Source organism: Amycolatopsis samaneae, assembly GCF_039541975.1.
Taxonomy (GTDB): Bacteria; Actinomycetota; Actinomycetes; order Mycobacteriales; family Pseudonocardiaceae; genus Amycolatopsis; species Amycolatopsis samaneae.
This window is the reverse complement of the sequence record NZ_BAABHG010000031.1, coordinates 19,351-35,267: the sequence shown is the minus strand read 5'-3', so window position 1 is coordinate 35,267 and position 15,917 is coordinate 19,351. Positions and strand designations below refer to the sequence as shown.

17 protein-coding genes are annotated in these 15,917 nt (G+C 67.7%); 9 read left to right on the top strand and 8 right to left on the bottom strand.

Going from position 1 to position 15,917, the window contains the following annotated elements; all coding sequences use genetic code 11:
• Positions 1-211 precede the first annotated feature (211 nt).
• The 3 genes from ABD987_RS43825 to ABD987_RS43815 form a co-directional block, all read right to left on the bottom strand.
• Positions 212-3,292, bottom strand: coding sequence for a Tn3 family transposase (locus ABD987_RS43825; protein WP_345408835.1), 3,081 nt, complete (start codon positions 3,290-3,292; stop codon positions 212-214).
• A gap of 368 nt (positions 3,293-3,660) precedes the next feature.
• The gene (gene ltrA, locus ABD987_RS43820; protein WP_345408833.1) at positions 3,661-5,112 is read right to left on the bottom strand and encodes a group II intron reverse transcriptase/maturase; all 1,452 of its coding nucleotides are present in this window, start codon (positions 5,110-5,112) and stop codon (positions 3,661-3,663) included.
• Positions 5,106-5,660 carry a hypothetical protein gene (locus ABD987_RS43815; RefSeq protein WP_345408831.1) on the bottom strand — a complete coding sequence of 185 codons (555 nt, stop codon included), beginning with the start codon at positions 5,658-5,660 and terminating at the stop codon, positions 5,106-5,108. Before ABD987_RS43815 ends, ltrA begins: the two co-directional genes overlap by 7 nt.
• Positions 5,661-6,239: 579 nt before the next feature.
• Here ABD987_RS43815 and ABD987_RS43810 point away from each other — a divergent pair.
• The 5 genes from ABD987_RS43810 (at position 6,240) to ABD987_RS43790 (ending at position 9,113) form a co-directional block, all read left to right on the top strand.
• Positions 6,240-7,160: an ADP-ribosylglycohydrolase family protein gene (locus ABD987_RS43810; protein ID WP_345408829.1), complete on the top strand. Its 921-nt coding sequence runs from the start codon at positions 6,240-6,242 to the stop codon at positions 7,158-7,160.
• Positions 7,161-7,248: 88 nt separating this feature from the next.
• Positions 7,249-7,665 carry a helix-turn-helix domain-containing protein gene (locus tag ABD987_RS43805; RefSeq protein ID WP_345408827.1) on the top strand — a complete coding sequence of 139 codons (417 nt, stop codon included), beginning with the start codon at positions 7,249-7,251 and terminating at the stop codon, positions 7,663-7,665.
• Positions 7,662-8,303 carry a prepilin peptidase gene (locus ABD987_RS43800; RefSeq protein ID WP_345408825.1) on the top strand — a complete coding sequence of 214 codons (642 nt, stop codon included), beginning with the start codon at positions 7,662-7,664 and terminating at the stop codon, positions 8,301-8,303. The genes ABD987_RS43805 and ABD987_RS43800 overlap by 4 nt, the downstream gene beginning before the upstream one ends.
• A 135-nt stretch (positions 8,304-8,438) precedes the next feature.
• Positions 8,439-8,681 carry a hypothetical protein gene (locus tag ABD987_RS43795; RefSeq protein ID WP_345408823.1) on the top strand — a complete coding sequence of 81 codons (243 nt, stop codon included), beginning with the start codon at positions 8,439-8,441 and terminating at the stop codon, positions 8,679-8,681.
• Positions 8,682-8,741: 60 nt separating this feature from the next.
• Entirely contained in the window at positions 8,742-9,113 is a 372-nt protein-coding gene (locus tag ABD987_RS43790) for a hypothetical protein (protein ID WP_345408821.1), read from the top strand.
• 83 nt (positions 9,114-9,196) lie between these two features.
• Here the strand turns inward: ABD987_RS43790 and ABD987_RS43785 are convergent, their stop codons facing one another.
• Positions 9,197-9,625, bottom strand: a complete 429-nt coding sequence (locus ABD987_RS43785) for a histone-like nucleoid-structuring protein Lsr2 (RefSeq protein WP_345408880.1) — start codon at positions 9,623-9,625, stop codon at positions 9,197-9,199.
• Between the two features lie 436 nt (positions 9,626-10,061).
• On the opposite strand from ABD987_RS43785, the gene ABD987_RS43780 reads away from it, so the two are divergent.
• A complete protein-coding gene (locus ABD987_RS43780; protein WP_345408878.1) occupies positions 10,062-10,985 on the top strand; it encodes an endonuclease/exonuclease/phosphatase family protein in 924 nt (307 codons plus the stop codon).
• A gap of 18 nt (positions 10,986-11,003) precedes the next feature.
• Positions 11,004-11,498, top strand: coding sequence for a hypothetical protein (locus tag ABD987_RS43775; RefSeq protein WP_345408819.1), 495 nt, complete (start codon positions 11,004-11,006; stop codon positions 11,496-11,498).
• A gap of 127 nt (positions 11,499-11,625) precedes the next feature.
• Here the strand turns inward: ABD987_RS43775 and ABD987_RS43770 are convergent, their stop codons facing one another.
• Together ABD987_RS43770 and ABD987_RS43765 are read right to left on the bottom strand one after the other, a co-directional pair.
• On the bottom strand, positions 11,626-12,096 hold the full coding sequence (locus tag ABD987_RS43770) for a DUF4262 domain-containing protein (RefSeq protein WP_345408817.1): 471 nt from the start codon (positions 12,094-12,096) through the stop codon (positions 11,626-11,628).
• 67 nt (positions 12,097-12,163) lie between these two features.
• Positions 12,164-13,225, bottom strand: coding sequence for a hypothetical protein (locus ABD987_RS43765; protein ID WP_345408815.1), 1,062 nt, complete (start codon positions 13,223-13,225; stop codon positions 12,164-12,166).
• A 400-nt stretch (positions 13,226-13,625) separates the two neighbouring features.
• Here ABD987_RS43765 and ABD987_RS43760 point away from each other — a divergent pair, with 400 nt between their 5' ends.
• Together ABD987_RS43760 and ABD987_RS43755 are read left to right on the top strand one after the other, a co-directional pair.
• Complete coding sequence (locus ABD987_RS43760; protein WP_345408813.1) at positions 13,626-13,928, top strand: hypothetical protein; 303 nt, start codon at positions 13,626-13,628, stop codon at positions 13,926-13,928.
• A gap of 136 nt (positions 13,929-14,064) precedes the next feature.
• Complete coding sequence (locus tag ABD987_RS43755) at positions 14,065-14,232, top strand: hypothetical protein (RefSeq protein WP_345408811.1); 168 nt, start codon at positions 14,065-14,067, stop codon at positions 14,230-14,232.
• Positions 14,233-14,350: 118 nt separating this feature from the next.
• Here the strand turns inward: ABD987_RS43755 and ABD987_RS43750 are convergent, their stop codons facing one another.
• Both ABD987_RS43750 and ABD987_RS43745 read right to left on the bottom strand, forming a co-directional pair.
• Positions 14,351-14,590, bottom strand: a complete 240-nt coding sequence (locus tag ABD987_RS43750) for a hypothetical protein (protein ID WP_345408809.1) — start codon at positions 14,588-14,590, stop codon at positions 14,351-14,353.
• Between the two features lie 164 nt (positions 14,591-14,754).
• Entirely contained in the window at positions 14,755-15,903 is a 1,149-nt protein-coding gene (locus ABD987_RS43745; RefSeq protein ID WP_345408807.1) for a hypothetical protein, read from the bottom strand.
• Positions 15,904-15,917 lie beyond the last annotated feature (14 nt).

The following is a 15,917-nucleotide window of genomic DNA, read 5'->3' as shown; positions in this document are numbered from 1 at the left end:
GCTTCGGGAGTACTGGGCCGAGGACGACGAAGACTGACCCTGTGCGGGCAGGTCCCCCGCGCTCGCCGATCCAGCGACCGCCGGGGACACCCACCGCCCCGGACCTGGTGCCCGAGGCGATCACCATCCTGCCCGACCAGCGAGTTACCGCCGGAAACCGGCCTGGTCTGCCAGTACAGGCCCCCCGAGCGGGGCGACCCCGCCAGTGTTGTCAGACACCGGCGCGGAAGAGCACCTTGGGTTCCAGATCGAGACGGGTCTGGGGTTGCTCGGGTTCGGCGAGGTCGAGGACCAGGTCGCCCATGCGGCGGATGGTGTGGGTCAGGTACGGGGTGACGGTGGCGAGGTCGTCGAAGTCGACCGGGTGTCCTTCGGCGGCCAGCGTGTTCGCCGCGTCGGTGATGTCCAGCGCGGACGAATAAATGGCGCAGTTGGCGGCCAGCTCGTTGAACTTCACGATCCGCTCGTGCACATCCGGATCGTTGTGCCCGAGCATTCCGCCGATCATGATCCAGTCCGAGAACTTGTGGAACCCTTCGGCCTTATTGGTGATCGCGGTGATCTGCTCCCGCAGTCGCGGATCGTTCAAAAAACGCAGCAGCGTGATCGTGCGGATGGCCCGCCCGAGTTCCCGGAACGAGCGGTAAAGGCGGTTCTTACGGGAGTGATTGCCCAGGCGGCGCAGCAGCGTCACCGACGAGACGGCTCCTTCGCGGATGGAGATCGTGGTGCGCATCAAGTCCTGCCAGTGGCGTGTGACCAGGTCCCAGTCGATGACGTCGTCACCGAAGAGACTGTCGATGTGACGGTAACCGGCCGTCGTGTCAGGACGGTAGAAGTTCAGATCCGCCCAGTTCCGGATGCGGGGAAGCAGATCGAATCCCAGCAACGCGGCGAGACCGAACACGGGCAGCGACTGGCCTTGCGTATCGGCATGAATGGTGTCAGGGTCGATCGTGGAATCGTTGTTCAGCAGCCCGTCGACGATATGGATCGCTTCCCACGTGCCACAGGGCACGAATCGGGAAAAGAGTGCGATATAGGTATTGGACACGTGCCGGTAGGCGATTCCGCCGTATCCGCCGTACCGGATGTGGGTTTCGGCCAGCAGGTTGTTGTCCCACGTGTCGATCTGCGACCCGTCGACCGCCACGACCTTGCCGTCGCCCCACACGCCGGCGACGTCCAGCTCGGCGAAGGCGTTGATCACATCGGTCGAGCAGCGGGCGACCTTGCCCGAGGTGGAGTGCTTGTTTCCCGCGGTGGAGATCTCGTGCGCCGAGACGGTGCCGCGCATGTGCCGGGCGACCTCGGTCGCGCCGAGGTTGGTGCCGTAGGCGTACGCGGTGAGCACATAGCGGCCCATCCGGTCCCCGCGGATCTTCGGATCCGACCCCGACGCCGGTCCGAGGTGCCGGTGCCAGCCGGTCAGATACGCGGCCCTGGTGAGGATGTCGAGCAGGCTGCGCTCCGGTAGCCGCTGATGGATCGCCTGCTCCAGGGCGATCGCCGAGGCGCTGCGCTCACCGCCGCGACGCGGGGTGAGCACCGGGCGGCCGTCCACGATCCGCAGATCGGTGTTCACCTGAAACCCCGCGTCCGTCGTCTCGGCGGCATCGGCCAGCTGCTCCCGGAAATGCGCCACCAGCTCATCCGGATCGGCGGGAATCCCGGCCTGCTCACAGAACTCCGCCAAGCGCGGCTCGCAGTCCTCCCACGGCAACAGCTGCGCGGTGAAATCGGCGTAGGAGTCCGCGCCCACCACGGCGATGTCCCCGGACCGCAGTTCGGCGGCGAGGTGGGAGAACACGCACACCTCCAGGTGTCGGCGCGTCACCATTCCCGGCTTGTGCTTGTCCCGCAACACCTTCCGCCACGCGTGCGAGGCGAAGTTCTCCACCCGGGCCCGCAGCGTCACCGTCGCCCCATCCCGCTCGACCTGGACGGCGTCCGGGATCCACTCGGCGCGGCGGTCCCGCACCTCGCGCACGAACTCCAGGGCGTCCAGCACGTCCCGGTCCGCGCTCGTGGCCACCAGCTGAAGCGACGCGGCCATGTCGAACAGGATCGGCCGGTGGGGCAGGTAGAACCGTTCCAGCAGCGGCAGATAGTTGTTGCCGTGATACGCCGTCACCGCCTCCAGTGCCGCGGCGATCTCCTCGATCCCGCCCTCGCCCTCCAGGGTGTGCAGCACCGACTGCCCCAGTTGCTGCTCACGGCGCGCCACCCCCACCGGCCGCCCCCGCCTCGTCGCGGTCACCGTCGTGGCGTCCCGGGCCCCGGCCACCACCTTGCCCAGCACGCCGATCAGCCGTTCGGTCTCCCCGCGGTGCGCTTCGCGCAGCTCATCCAGCTTGTCCTTGCCGCGTTTGTGCACCGCCGCGATCCGTTTGCAGAACATCGTCACCACGTCATCGCGGGTCTCGATCCGTGCCTGGTGCACCAGGCACGCCAGCAGCGTGAACCGTTTCGCCTCACCGGTTTTACGCATGTCATCGGCATCGGCGACCCGGGCCTCCCCGGCGAAATGCGCGATCTTCGCCGCGGTGACACCGGCCAGCCATTCCTCGGTCGGGCCGATCGCGTCCAGCACCTGCAACCGCGCCAGCCGAGCCCGGAACTTCGACACCGTCGCCGCCGGCGCCGGATCCTTCAGCCGGTCGAACTCGCTGCGCCGCGTCGCCGGGTCCACCACCAGCAACCGTTCCAACCGGCCACGGGACTCCCACGCCATCCGCCCGTACGCCGCCGCCTGCAACCCGCCATTGACCTCCGTGCGGATCCCCGCCACCAGCGCGTCCAGCGTCGTATACCCCGGCAACTCGCAGCCCGCCCGGACCAACTCATCCAGCGCCACGTTGATCAGATCCGCCGGGTTGTCCTTCTTCGTCACCGCCTCCCGGACCGCCGCCTCGGCGATCTTCCGCACTATGGCCGCCTCGTACCGCACACCGAGGAACTCTCGCACGTACTCGCGGTACCGCTTCGCCGTACGCACCGCCCCCACCCGCGCCACTACATCCGCGTCAACGCCGATCGCGGCCGCGACATGCTCCATCACCACCCGCGGCACCGCGTCCAGCTTCGGGAAGTACCCCAGCCGGGCATGCGCTTTCAACCACACCAACAGCGCCACCACCTGCTCGGGCGCCCCGGACCGCACCTTCGACCTGGCCCACGCCACCTCGGCCCCCGACGGCGTGAACGCCTCCGACAACTCCTTCGACGACACCACCCGCTGTCGGGTAGCGGTGGCGCATTGCTGCGCCGCCGCCCCCTCAGAACCGGACAAGCCCGCTTTCCAGGCATCCGGCTCAAGCAGGCCGCAAGGGCGCGCAGGGTTGAGTCGCTGTTTCGCTGCGCCGACGAGCTTGCAACTCGCGGTAGCAGTTCTTGTGCACGAGGCGGGTTCGGTCACCGTCCGGTGAGCCGGGTCTTCCGTGATGAACGAGGTAATCATGAGTGATCGCCTTTCGGATGACCATCAACCACCAACGTTCCCACTGGTCCGGGGATTGGGGTGGTTGCTCGGCGGACAACAGGTAGTCCCCGCATAAGGAGCAGCGCCCGTCCTGCTTGGAAAGCAGGCGCAGGGTGTACTTGTCCAACGGGGGTTTACTCCGTCGCCGCCGCTCGGCCCAGTAGTCAGCCAGAGCTGGGTCATCCGGAGATGCCGTGCCCTTGACCATGTTGTGCCGGACGATGTCGGTCCAGGACATTTTGGGCAGATAGACGCCGCTGACGTGGTCCGCCAAACACCCACTTGTCGTTCCTGAACTTGTTGAGCTTGCCGAAGTACCGGTTGGTGATCCAGCGCTTCGGCTTGGTGGGGTGACTGTGTTTCGCCCACTTGTAGGTGAGCTTCCACAGATAGTCGTCCAGGCTGCTGAACACCCTGGACGACACCGACCCTCGATAGTAGGCCGCCCAACCCCGAATGATGGGGGTGAGCGCGGCGAGAACCGCCGTCACGTTCGAGCCGCGCAACCTGCGCATCTCGGTCGCGAGCCTGCTCCGCACCCGCTTAACGGCCGCCGGGCTTGGTCTGATGATCAGCTTGCCGTTTCGGTACTGACGGATGTTGAACCCGAGAAAATCGAACCCGTCCGTTCGGATGTGAACGATCCGCGTCTTGTCCTCATTGAAGGCGAGACCTCGGGGCGCCAGCCATTCGGCAAGTCGGATCTTCACCTGCTCGGCCTGCCGCCTGGTGTGACAGCAGGCCACCATGTCATCCGCGTAGCGGACCACAATGGGTGTCCCCGGCACCGCTTTCCCGGCGTTGACACCGGTCTCACGGAACCGGACCCCAGCGGCCTCCTCCAGCCCATGCAGTGCGACGTTCAAGAGCAAAGGACTGATCACCCCACCCTGGGGAGTTCCCTCCTCGGTGGGGGCGAAGCCCTTACCCGGCTCGAACACGCCCGCTTTCAACCAGCCCGTGATCATTTTCTTGGCGGGGAAGCCGCCAAGCATGGACACGAGGTGGGCATGGTCGATCCGATCGAACGCCGCCGCCAGGTCCGCGTCCAGAATCCAGACCCGTTTGGCCGTCACGCCGCACAACGTCTTATGGATGGACTCTCGCGCGTCCTGACAGCTTCGGCCCGGCCGAAACCCGTAACTTCGGGGCTCGAACCGCGCCTCCCACTCTGGTTCCAGCGCGTTACGGACCCGAGCCTGATGGCACCGGTCCAGCAGCACGGGAATACCGAGCGGTCTCAGCTTCGTCCTGTCACTGGCCTTCGGAATGTGCACGCGCTTGACCGCGCGAGGCTCCCAGGATCGGATGCCGCAGTGCGCACGCACCGCCAGATCAGCCCTGGCCGCGGAGGACAGTGCAACCTCCCCGTCGATCCCCGCCGTCTTGCGCCCAGCATTGCGCTGCGCTACCTGCCGCACGCTCACCAGCGTGTTAGACCAGGAACGCAGCATCAACTTTTGCAGGTTCCTGACCGTCGGCCAGTCACCGTCTTGCGTCGCCTTGAAGATCCTCTGCCGAAGCCGCCGTACCTCCTGCTCGCGAGCACGCCAGTCAACGGAATCCCACTCAAGAGGAGTCGCGTTCAGGGCGTCCCGCGCGGGCGGAAAGTCGTCCGGTCCGTTCACCATGAGGTGTCCAACTTGCCCTTCAGTTCCAGCGCCTTCACCAGTTCGTCTTCAAAGGCCCACCTGCCACACGTCAGCGCACTTTCGTGCCCGGCCACCAGGACCGGTATCCGGCCAGTTATACGAGACGACCGACGGAGGGATCGGTCACCTGTCTCGCGTTCCTGTTGCCTTTCGGCCACCGGCCTTCGCTTCTTGGGCATCCTGTTCCCGCCCCGGGATTCAGCTCTCCTCGCGGTCGGCCTACCCGACGAGTCGCCTCGCCTGGACCTTGACGGGGTTTCCACGTTCCACTTGCACGAGACACGACCGGATTGGGCGCCTCCTATACCCCGGGGCCAGCGGTGTTCCCACGGTCGGCGGTTCATCCCCGATCGCCGCTGCCGCTTCTCTGCGGCCAGGCCCTCAACCTCGGTGACTATCTCCATCCACCCGAGGCTTATCCTGACGAGGCATCCACGGAGGTTCACGTCCTTCACCCGCCCGGCCTTCCCCTTGCCCGCGAACCCCGGATGGATCGGGACCGCTTCGGCGTTTCCCCTGAGCTTCACACCCCGCCGTTACCAGCGACGCATGTCAGGGTGGGGACAGGCGTTGAACACTCACCTGGGACTACGCACCCGGCATCAGCCGGCCTCCAATCTGCGAGACCACTCGCCACAAGCGACTTCGTGTCGCACTAAACCGCGGATACGCGGTCCGATCGATCGCAGTCAACCCGCCACCCCAGTACGATCACCAACCCGAACCGCACCAGCCTAAAGATCCACACCCACCCCACTACCACCGCGCCTGACCAGCTCAGATTCAGGCCAGTGGCCCCTTTCCGGGGTATTCGGGTGCCACCCCATGTGCGGCTGCAGATCATTCATCCCGGCTGGTAGCGCGTCACGCCGTGCCGCTGTCGTCGGAGCTTCGCCAGTTCCAACCATCCCACCTGGCACTACCACCCCACCCGGTCCACCGACCCAGAATCCTGGCACGGCGCCGAAGTACGAATCCGTTTCACGCAAGGCGCAGACAGCTCTTCCCGCTGAGCAGCCGTCGGTACCGACGGCTCTTGCCGTGTGAGGAAGCACAACCTATTCTGTACTCGGAAAAAATGAGTACAGAGGTCGAAAGGGGAAGCCATGACGACCGCATCGATGATCAGCAAGACCGATCGTGCGCGCGGTGCGCTTCTCGGTGTCGCGGCGGGTGACGCGTTGGGCGCGACGGTGGAGTTCTGTGGCCCGGCCGAGATCGCTGCCCGCTATGGAAGGCATGCCGACATCGTGGGCGGTGGCTCGTTTCGGTGGCGTCCTGGGCAGGGAACTGACGATTCCGATCTGACCGCGGCGGTGGCGCGCGCGTACGCCGAGGGCTACAGCCTCGGCCGGGTCGGCGAGCACTTCCTGGCCTGGCGCAGCACCGGACCTCGGGACATCGGCGGTACCACGGCGGCCGCTCTGGCCCGGCTGGCGAACACCGGCGACCCGGGCCGGAGTGGACCGTTCGTCCTGGACCGGATCGGCGCCGCCCGCGCAGCCGGGAACGGATCGCTCATGCGGGCCATGCCCACCGCGCTGGCCCGCGAAGACGCGGGGACACGGCGGCGGGAAGCCGCCGAGATCTCCGCCGTCACCCACGCCGATGCCCGCTGCGTCCAGGCGTGCGTGGCCTACGTGGAGATTGCCGCCGTGCTCCTGGCCGGATCCAACGTCGTTGACGCGCTTGACGCCGCCGTCGCGATCCCGGAGGTGGACAACGAGGAGGTTCGCCGCGCCCTGCGGACCGCGCCGCAGACCCCGGTCGAGGAGATCTCCACCGGTGGCTACGTCATCGATTCCCTGGCCGCCGCAGTCTGGGCGATTCAGCAGCCGCGCCCGCTGGAAGACGTGCTGGTCGATCTGGTCAACCGCGGTGACGACGCCGACACCACCGGCGCGATCGCCGGTGGCCTGCTCGGCGTCCGCGACGGGGCCACCGCGATTCCCGTGCGCTGGCTGGATCGCCTCGAGTACCACGACGAGTTCCGCACCCTGGCCGACACGCTCCTGGCGCTGCACTGAACCCGGCTTCCGCAGCGGAACCAGCACAAAACGATCTATCCTGAACGACCACCGACCGCCTGTCCTTTCGCGACGAGAGCCGTGACCTATGCCCTACCTGGACCCGCAGCGGCTGGCCGCGGCTCGCCGGGCCGCAGGCCTGTCGCTGGCCGAACTCGCGCGCCTGGTCGGCGTGGGGCGAAGCCGGGTGTGGGACTGGGAGAACGGCCGCCAATCCCCGTCGCCCGCTCGGCTGACCGCCCTGGCCGAGGCCCTCGACGCGGACGTCGGGCAGCTCCTAGCGGCCGAGGAGACGACGACGCTGCGCGGGATGCGGGTACGGGCCGGGCTCACCCTCGCGCAGCTGGCCCAGCAGGCCGGTATCCCGACCAGCACCTACAGCGGCTGGGAACGCACGCGCCTGCGTCACCCACCCGCCCGCGCGGTGCTCACCGCCTTGGCCGCCGCGCTTGACGTCGAGCCCGACGACGTCGCACGCGCGCTCACCCACGAGACAACGCGATGACCGCCCTCGAGCACGCCGTCGTCGGCGTTGGGATCGGGCTCGCCCTGACCCCGCTGACCATTCTGATCGCGCGAGCGACCGCTACCGCCGGCCTGCGGCGCCGCCACCACGTCGCACTCGCGGTCACGACCGCGGCCGCCGGCGCGGCGGTCGCGACATGGCCGCACGCCGCGATCGTCCTCGGTGCACTGGTCGTCGTCGCCGGGGTTCCCGCGGCGACGGTGGACGTCCTCGAACACCGGATTCCTAACCGGCTCAGCCTCCTCCTGGCCGTCGCCGCGGTCCTGGCGGTCAGTTTCACCGCGTGGCTCGAGGGCGCGCTCGCCCCATGGGGTCGGGCACTGGCCGGAGGTGCGATCTGGGGCGGGCTGCTCCTGCTGTCGTTCCTGATCACCGCGACGCCGGGGCCCGGGGATGTGAAGCTGGCACCGAGCCTGGGGATGGTGCTCGGCTGGTTCGGCTGGACCTGGCTGGCCGCCGGGATCGTGCTCACCTACCTGATCGCCGCCCTCCTCGGCCTGGCCGGCGTGGTCGCCGGGCGCCTGCGGCTGCGCGGGGGCAGGATCCCGCTGGGCCCGCCCATGGTGGCCGCCACCCTCCACGCCGCCACAGCCGCGGCACTGACACAGCCGCACTAGCGTTCCCAGGCGCTTCCATTCAAATCCCGGAGTGCGGGTGCATCAAACCTGTGCTGCGCCGGACATGTCTCGGGCGCGGGGAGGGCCAGCCCGGTCACTTCCCGGAACCCGTTGAGACGGCCGGAGGAGAAGCAGATGCAGGACCAGCCTTGGCATGAGGACGTTCTGGACGACGCCGCGTCCACCGTGGCGCGGCGCTTCGAAATCGACGATGAGCACGCCCGCGAACTCGTCGGCCAGGTCGCTGACGCGCTCGAAGAAGGCGGTGATGCCGTCGGGGACGCCGGATGGGACGTCCAGCAGGAATATCCGGACGTTGACGGCGAGGAGTTCGTCGAAGACGTCGCTACGTCCCTCGGCTACGACGACATCTGGTGAACCCGGCACCGGACCGGAATCTGCTTTCGCGGGAAGACCGCGAGGTAAAGGAGTGATCCTTTGACGAAGAAGAGCACGGACCTCGACTTGCTGTCCGCGATTCACGCTCACGCTATCGCGCACAACCTGGTGAACACGATCGCGTCGGTGTATGTGACCAACGGATATTCGCCGTTCATCACGATCTCCAGTGACTACGACACCGGTGATGCCAGCGGGCGCCGCAGGTTCGTCCGCTGGGCCCGCAGCGTCGCGGCCACGGAAATCGAAGACAACGTCAACGCCAGCAGCTATGCCGTCGAAGGGCAGCTCGCCGACGGCACCGCCGTGACCGTGCACCTGACCAAACAGCGAAGCGGCCCGGACGCGAAGCACACCCTGCCGGTCGATCGTCTCGACCCCGATCTCGACGACGCGCCCGCACCACGGTAAGCGCCGTCAGAGAACAAAAGTTGAAGGGTGTCGGGCACGCCCGACACCCTTCAACTCGACCAACGAACCCGCTCCCGGCGGCATCAGTTCGTGGACGCCGCTTTCTTCCGTGGCGCACGCTTCTTCGTCGCCTTCACCGCAGCGACCGGCTGACGTTCGTGCTGTTCGAAGGCCTCGACCACCTCACGCGGGATACGTCCGCGCTCGGACACGGCGTAGCCGTTGTCCACCGCCCAGGCCCGGATCCGCTGCGAGCGTTCCCGATCGACCGGCGACGGCGCGGCGGCGGCCGGAATGCCGTTGGCTGACTGGCCCGCCGCCAGGCGCACTTTCCGGCCGCCGACCCGGCGTGACGCGGAAACAAAGCGGGCCAGCGCGTCCCGCAATTCGTCCGCGTTCTTCTCGGACAGGTCGATTTCATACGCCACCCCGTCCAGCCCGAACGGGATGGTCTGGGCAGCTTCACTGCCGTCGATGTCATCGAGTGTGGTGACAAGAACTTTCTGTGCCACGAGTAGCTTCTCCTTTGCGGGGGATGTCACCGCCAGCATGATTGCTTGACGGGCAATATGACTACCGTACACGACGACGCTGTCAGCGGCACCTTTTCTTTTCGGTGAAGCAAATTTGGTGTGGTCGCACCGGTTGAAATAGGTGGTGAGATTGGCCACCTGCGGGTGTTCCGTGGTCGTGCTGGTGCATCAAATCCGCGGCGTGGCGGACATGTCTCGGCGTGCGGGGTCCACTCGGGACACCTCGCTTGACTCGCGCCGGCCTGTGCTGGCGGTCACGGAGGAACGCATGCCGACACGCTCACTTGTCACGACGAAGACGATCTCGCACGAACCGCCTACGCGCCAAGCGAAGCATCGCGTAGCAACCTTCCCCGGCGCCTGCTCGGCTGGCCGATCACTCGTCGACACTGTCTCAAGTTCACGGTTGTTACGGGTGGCCAGTTACAACCTGCTGGAGTTCGGGATGTACGTGGAGCGGGCAGGAGAAAAAGTCCGCTACGATCGCGTGGCCGAGGTGATCCGGAACGTCGACGCCGATGTGTGGGCGGTCCAGGAACTCGCCGACGAAGACGCGTTGCGGCGCCTCGCCAACACCACCGGCCTGCGCTGCGACGTCCCGGATTCGGATGGCGCGATGGGCGAGGTGGCGTGTGATCCCGGGCGGAACGGCTTCGGGGTTGGGCTGCTGTGGAAACCCGGGATCGAGCCCCTCCCCGGCACCCTGCGGCGCTACACCTTCGACGTCTACTTCCACGGCCTGGTCAAGGTCGAGCTCGACGTCGGTGGCATCCGGCTGCAGGCGGCCTCCGCTCACCTGACTCCGTTCGGCAGCCCGCAGATCGTCACCGAGGCTCGCCGTGTCGTGTCGAACCTGACCCGCCCCGACGGTTGCCCGCCGGGGTTTGTCGGGTCGGACTCCAACAGCATCACCGGCGACCGCATCCGCCGTCAGGATGGGCGCTGGGACTGGCACGCGGCCGACCCCTATGCGGGACAGGACTGGTACGACGCGCTGGTCTGGCAGTGCACGTGGCGCTATGACCCGCGCACCGGCCGCCGGATCCATCGGGCCGACCGCGCCGCCGGCGACGTCCTGCGCGCCGGCGGCCTGCACGACACCGGAGCAGTGCTCGACGTCCCCTTCGCCGCGACGGTCGGGTACTGGCCCACCGGTGACCCCTACGGCCCGCGCGACATCGACCACATCCGCGTCACCACCGCCCTCACACCCGCGATCCGATCTTCTCGCGTCTACCGCTGCGAGCTCGCGCTCACGGCCAGCGATCACCTGCCCAAAGTCGCCGAGATCGACCTGGCAGCCCTCGCCGAACGCCCTACGCTGCCCCAGGCAGCCTGAGACCACAGGGGAGCGCAGATGCGCGAACGCAGGAACCATGGGCAGGCCTCCAGCACGACGGACTACGTTGTCGCGGAACAAAAAGGGCGGCTCTATCCAGTCATCGTGGCCGCGGCTTACGCCTTGAAGCGCAGCCCGGTCTGGGAATACCGCCGTGCCCCGATCGACCCACTGCCTTTGTGTGAGCACCTGGAACAACTGGCCGCGCAGGCCGCGTTCTTCAGCACCGACGCGGTCAACGCCCGTCTCGACGGGCTGCTCGCGGCGAGCGTCGAGCTGGCGAATGTGATCACCGTGATCCATCGCCGCAGCCGACCGGGCTTCCGCGGCGCCATCGACCCCCGGTTCCACGACGACCACCAGAACGCCCTGACGACGTTCGACACCGCCATCCGCGCCTTCGCCGCCGCGGCCCGCGACGACTTCGGCATCCCCGGAACCTGGCACCCGATCACGCCACGCGCCGCCGCGCTGCGCCTCGACCGGCGCCTCAGACGTGACGCCACGCCCTGACAACCACTTCACTGTCGCCAGTACCCGGTTTCCGACCCTGCGGTCCTGCACGCAAACGAGGGCAGCGAGAGAATTTCGCTGGGCGGGGATGTGCGCTCGGCGGTAAACGATGGTTCCGAGGCCGCGTTCAGGGACGGCTGCGTTCGCCGAGCACGGGTTGGCCGCCTTTGCCGTCGCGGAAGCCGGGATCCCATGGCCACACCCCGTTGTCGTCGGGGTAGACCAGCTGCCGGGCCCAGATCGCCGGACCGTACAAGCCGACGGCCATGACCAGGTGCACCGACGGCTCGGCGAGTGCGACGACCTCAAGCTCTAGCACGTCGCGCAGCGCGATCCGTTCCCCGGGTTCCGGTGCTCCGGCGTGCAGGGTGTGCCGGGAGATCGTGTTGAGCAGGCCCGCCGCCAGCACCAGCGGCAGCCCGGTGACGACCAGCTCGGGCAGGCCCTTTTCCATCAGTCCGATGGTGTAGGCCCACGGCGGGCTGCCAGCAGCCGCGGATACTCCCTGCACCATCCAGCCGAGCCGGTCGATCACGTCCCGGACCTGACGCAGATAGTCGGCCCTGCCTTGGTCAGGATGTTCGCATTGCCAGCACATCGAAACTCCTCAAAGTGCGATAGGGCGCGGTTGTTACGTCGTCCGCCGTACTTTCGGTGGACGCGATTCAGTCCGAAGTGGACGTATCCGGGGGTGTGTCGACGAGCGTGACCTTCGTGCTGATCCGGACGGGTGCGTTTTCGGGGCCGCGCCAGTGCCCGGCGACCACTGTCCAGCGGCGCAGGCTCCAGCCAGGGCCGTAGGCCTGGCGGCGCAGGAACGGGTCCACGGGGAAGCGCACGCCGACCGTGCGGCCGCTGGGCGTCGTCGGTTTCGCCGCGCGGGTTCGCCGGTGTTTGACCGACACCACCCGGACCGGTGATGCCACGTGCCCGGCACGTTCGGCACGCCGCCGTGCGGTCTTGGGCAGATGCTGCTCGGTGACGTCGGTGAAGGCGTTGGGCTGGCAGAACACCCAGCCCGCGTGCGCGACGCGCAGCCAATCGATGGTCGTGTGACTCGCGGCCAAGGTAGTGGGATCGACGGTACGCACCTGCGGGGATTCGACCGGGTCGGGCGCGGTGACCGTCACCGATCCCCAGGGCAGGTAGATCTCGTTGTCCCAGGTCAATTCCGCGTTCTGTGCCCTCGCGCCGCGTTCGGCCTCCCGCTGCGAGGCACCGAAGGCGCGGGCGAGACGGACCGACTCGGAGAAGTCGGTAGCGGTCCAGAACGTCAGCCACAGTCCCGAATCCGAGGATGCCATGAGCTGTGTCTCGCCCCAGGAGACCGCGACGACGTAGGCGGTCTTGCCGTTGTCGCGGACGTACTCGCCCATCGGGGCGGCGAAGAGCATGAAGCCGGTGGTGGCGGGCAGGTCGTGCGGCTGGATGTCCCACTTGTCGGTGAGGTTGCGCGCCGCGTGCCGCACGGCCTTCGTGATGTCCGCGGTGACGTAGAACAACTGCGCCTGGCTGAGCCTGCGATGCTCGTCATCCAGCAGCAACGCCGCGCTGAGCGCGGGATCGGAAGTGCTCGGCCGGAGCGTGCCCCGCCCGAGTTCCACGTTGCTCGTTGTGAACAGCTGGGCGGGCTCGCTGGCCAGGTAGTCGGCCAGGTGCTCCCGCAGCGCGGGCAGTTCCCGAGGGGCCGGCGCCCTCCACCATGACGGTCCTGAGGGATCAGACATCTGCGTGCTTCTTTCAGAGGTTCCTGACGTGGTGCCACCGTCGACGCGTCGGGCCTGGCGACGGTCGGCTTCGCTGAGAACTCGCGTTTTCCATTGCGAGGACACAAAATCAAAACGTTGCGAGTGCTGCTCGCGATGTTTACGGTAAACCTTGACAGGACTGATTGCAAGGTTTCTGGTGATCGGCCGCGAGCACGAACTTCCTGGGGTCGTCGCGGTAATCAGTCGCGGTCGCATCGGTGCCGCAGTAGAACTTGAGGGAGCCCTCCCTCAGTTCTCGCTTCGAAGGGAGAGGTTGACGGTCTCGCCGGATGGCACGAGCGCAGGATGGTGGCACGCGGCCTGCGTCAGCCGCGTTTCGATCAGGACGATCCCTGCGGGCCCTGCTAGCTTCGGCTCCGTGGGATCAACGCAACGCGCGGTCAAGATCGTCGACGGTCCACCGAGCGGCCCGAACACGACCTGCCGCTACCTCGACATGGGCGAGATCGCCACCTGGTTCGGCGTCGCGCCCAACACCGTCGCATCCTGGCGTACCCGCTACCTCGACACCCATCCCTTCCCCGAACCGGACGTTCTTGTCGGTCGGAATCCGGGAAACCCCGGCTGGGCCGCCAGCCGAAAAGACGAGATCGAGGCCTGGGAGAAAGCGCGTCCTGGGCAGGGCGCCGGCGGAGGCCGACCGCGTAAGACGCGGCCCTGACCTGCACAAACCCGCGCGGCGCGACGACGCTACCGTGTCCCGTTCTGCGGCCGGGGTTCTGCGCGTTGATAGAACGCCTGTTCTAAGATTCGAGGGCCGGGGCAAGACGACCCCGCTGGGGCCGGAGGTGGCAGAGGTGGGCTGGCTGTTGCGAGAACGCGCCACCGGACGCGAGTGGCGACTGGAAAACAGCGACATGGCCTGGACCGAGGGTGGATACGATCTCGCTCGCTTCGAGCTCCATGTGACCGCCGAAGAAGTGGTTGGCCAACCGGATGGCGTGCCGGATCGGCTGGCCGAGTGAACTTCTCGCATGCCCTCGGGTCTCGACGTGCGTCTGGCGGTGTGAGGTGCTTCGTCGACGAGTAGAAGGCGGGGTTGACCAAGCTCGACATCGGCGAGTGCGCCAGCGGAATCGGAAGCTAGTCGAAGCGTGCGCCGCTCGGCTCGGTGTGGAGGCGGTGCTGGGCCAGTTCGGCGATGGCGAAGGCGAGCGTGACCGAGAACCAGTTCTTGTCCTCCGGTGGCACGGTGGCCAGCAGGCACAGGGTGGCGTGGTCGGCGTTGCCGTGTTCGCGCAGCAGGGTGGTGTAGGTGTCGGCGAGGTCGTCGATGTTCGCGCGGAACTGGGCGAACGGGTCGCCGCCGTAGCCGGGGTGCATGACCACTATTGTGGCCGTTACCTTTTCGTAACACTAGTCGTTCGTTCAGGGTCACGCTGTTCCGTCGTGAACCCCTTTCGGGTAGCTCGCCGACCGGGCACCTCCGCCCGTGCGCTCCGATGCAAGGACCGGCTGGAGCTGGCGCGCGTCGTCGTTTCGTTGAGCTATCGGCTGCCGCTGGCGGGCTGCCAGGTGTGGCTACTCCAGTCGACGGGCATCGCCGTGGTGGGCTTCTCGTGGCTCCATTCCCCGGGTGGTTGCGCGCCGGCGGCAGCGATGACGCGACGGGCGAGGCGGAGGAAGTCCTCGCGGCCGCCACGTTCGGCGCGGCCACTGCCGCCGAGGAGGCTGTCGGCGAACACGGTCGAGCCCCAGCCGGTGAGGACGCCGTGGCGGGCGAGGTAGAGGTCCGCGGGCCCGATGTCGAGGCGGTTGTTGGTGTCGAGCCAGATACAGGCGAGCAGCTGCCATAGCCAGCGCGCCACCAGGTCGTCGTCGACCTGCAGTGGCGCTTTTACCAGGGTCAGGCGGTGTCCGATGAGCAGGTCGCCGGTGGCCCAGTGGGGCACGATCACCGGTCGGGACGTCCCGAGTGGGCGGGGGTTGTGGGTTTCGAAGCCGAGGCGTTCGCCGCGCCAGTAGGCGAGCGTGCCGCTGCTGCGCAGCAGGCCGGTCATGGTCACGAGGTCGGCGAGCGCGGCGTCGGGAACGACGCGGCGCAGGTCTTCGGTGCGGTAGCCGGGCTGCTCGTGGACGGCGGCCAGTTCGGCGGGCAGCCCGTCGGCCGCGTTTTCCCAGGCGGCGGCCAGCCAGCAGGAGCGGGCGAGACCGGCTTCCGCTCCCGGGGTGCCGATGGTTCCCGGCGGCGCGTGGTCGACGAGGTAGATCTGGGTGCGGGTGAGTAGGTCGGTGAGGACCGGCTCGTGCTTGGTGGCGGTGTCGGCGCCGTCGACGCGCGCGGCACCGAACCAGCCTGGGCTACCCGGACGCCACGGTGACCAACGGTCCCCGTCATTGTGGCCAGTGCAGGTCTGCTCCGCCCAGCCGCGGCGCACCAAGCCCGCTCGAACCGCGCCGAGCAGTGCGGTGGCCGGAACCGCTCCATCGACAAGGTACGTGCACCGCTGTCGGAACGCGTCGGCGGCCAGCTGCCAATGCTCGGCGGCCACCGGGGCGGCCGGGCGGAGTGGGTCCGGGTGTCCCGCCGCGGCGAGGTTGCGGCGGACGTCGGCGATCACCGTGCCGGTGCCGGGCAGGTTCGCCCGGCACCACTGCCCCAGCTCACCGCGATACAACTGCGCTTCCAGTGTCACATGCTGCATAATCG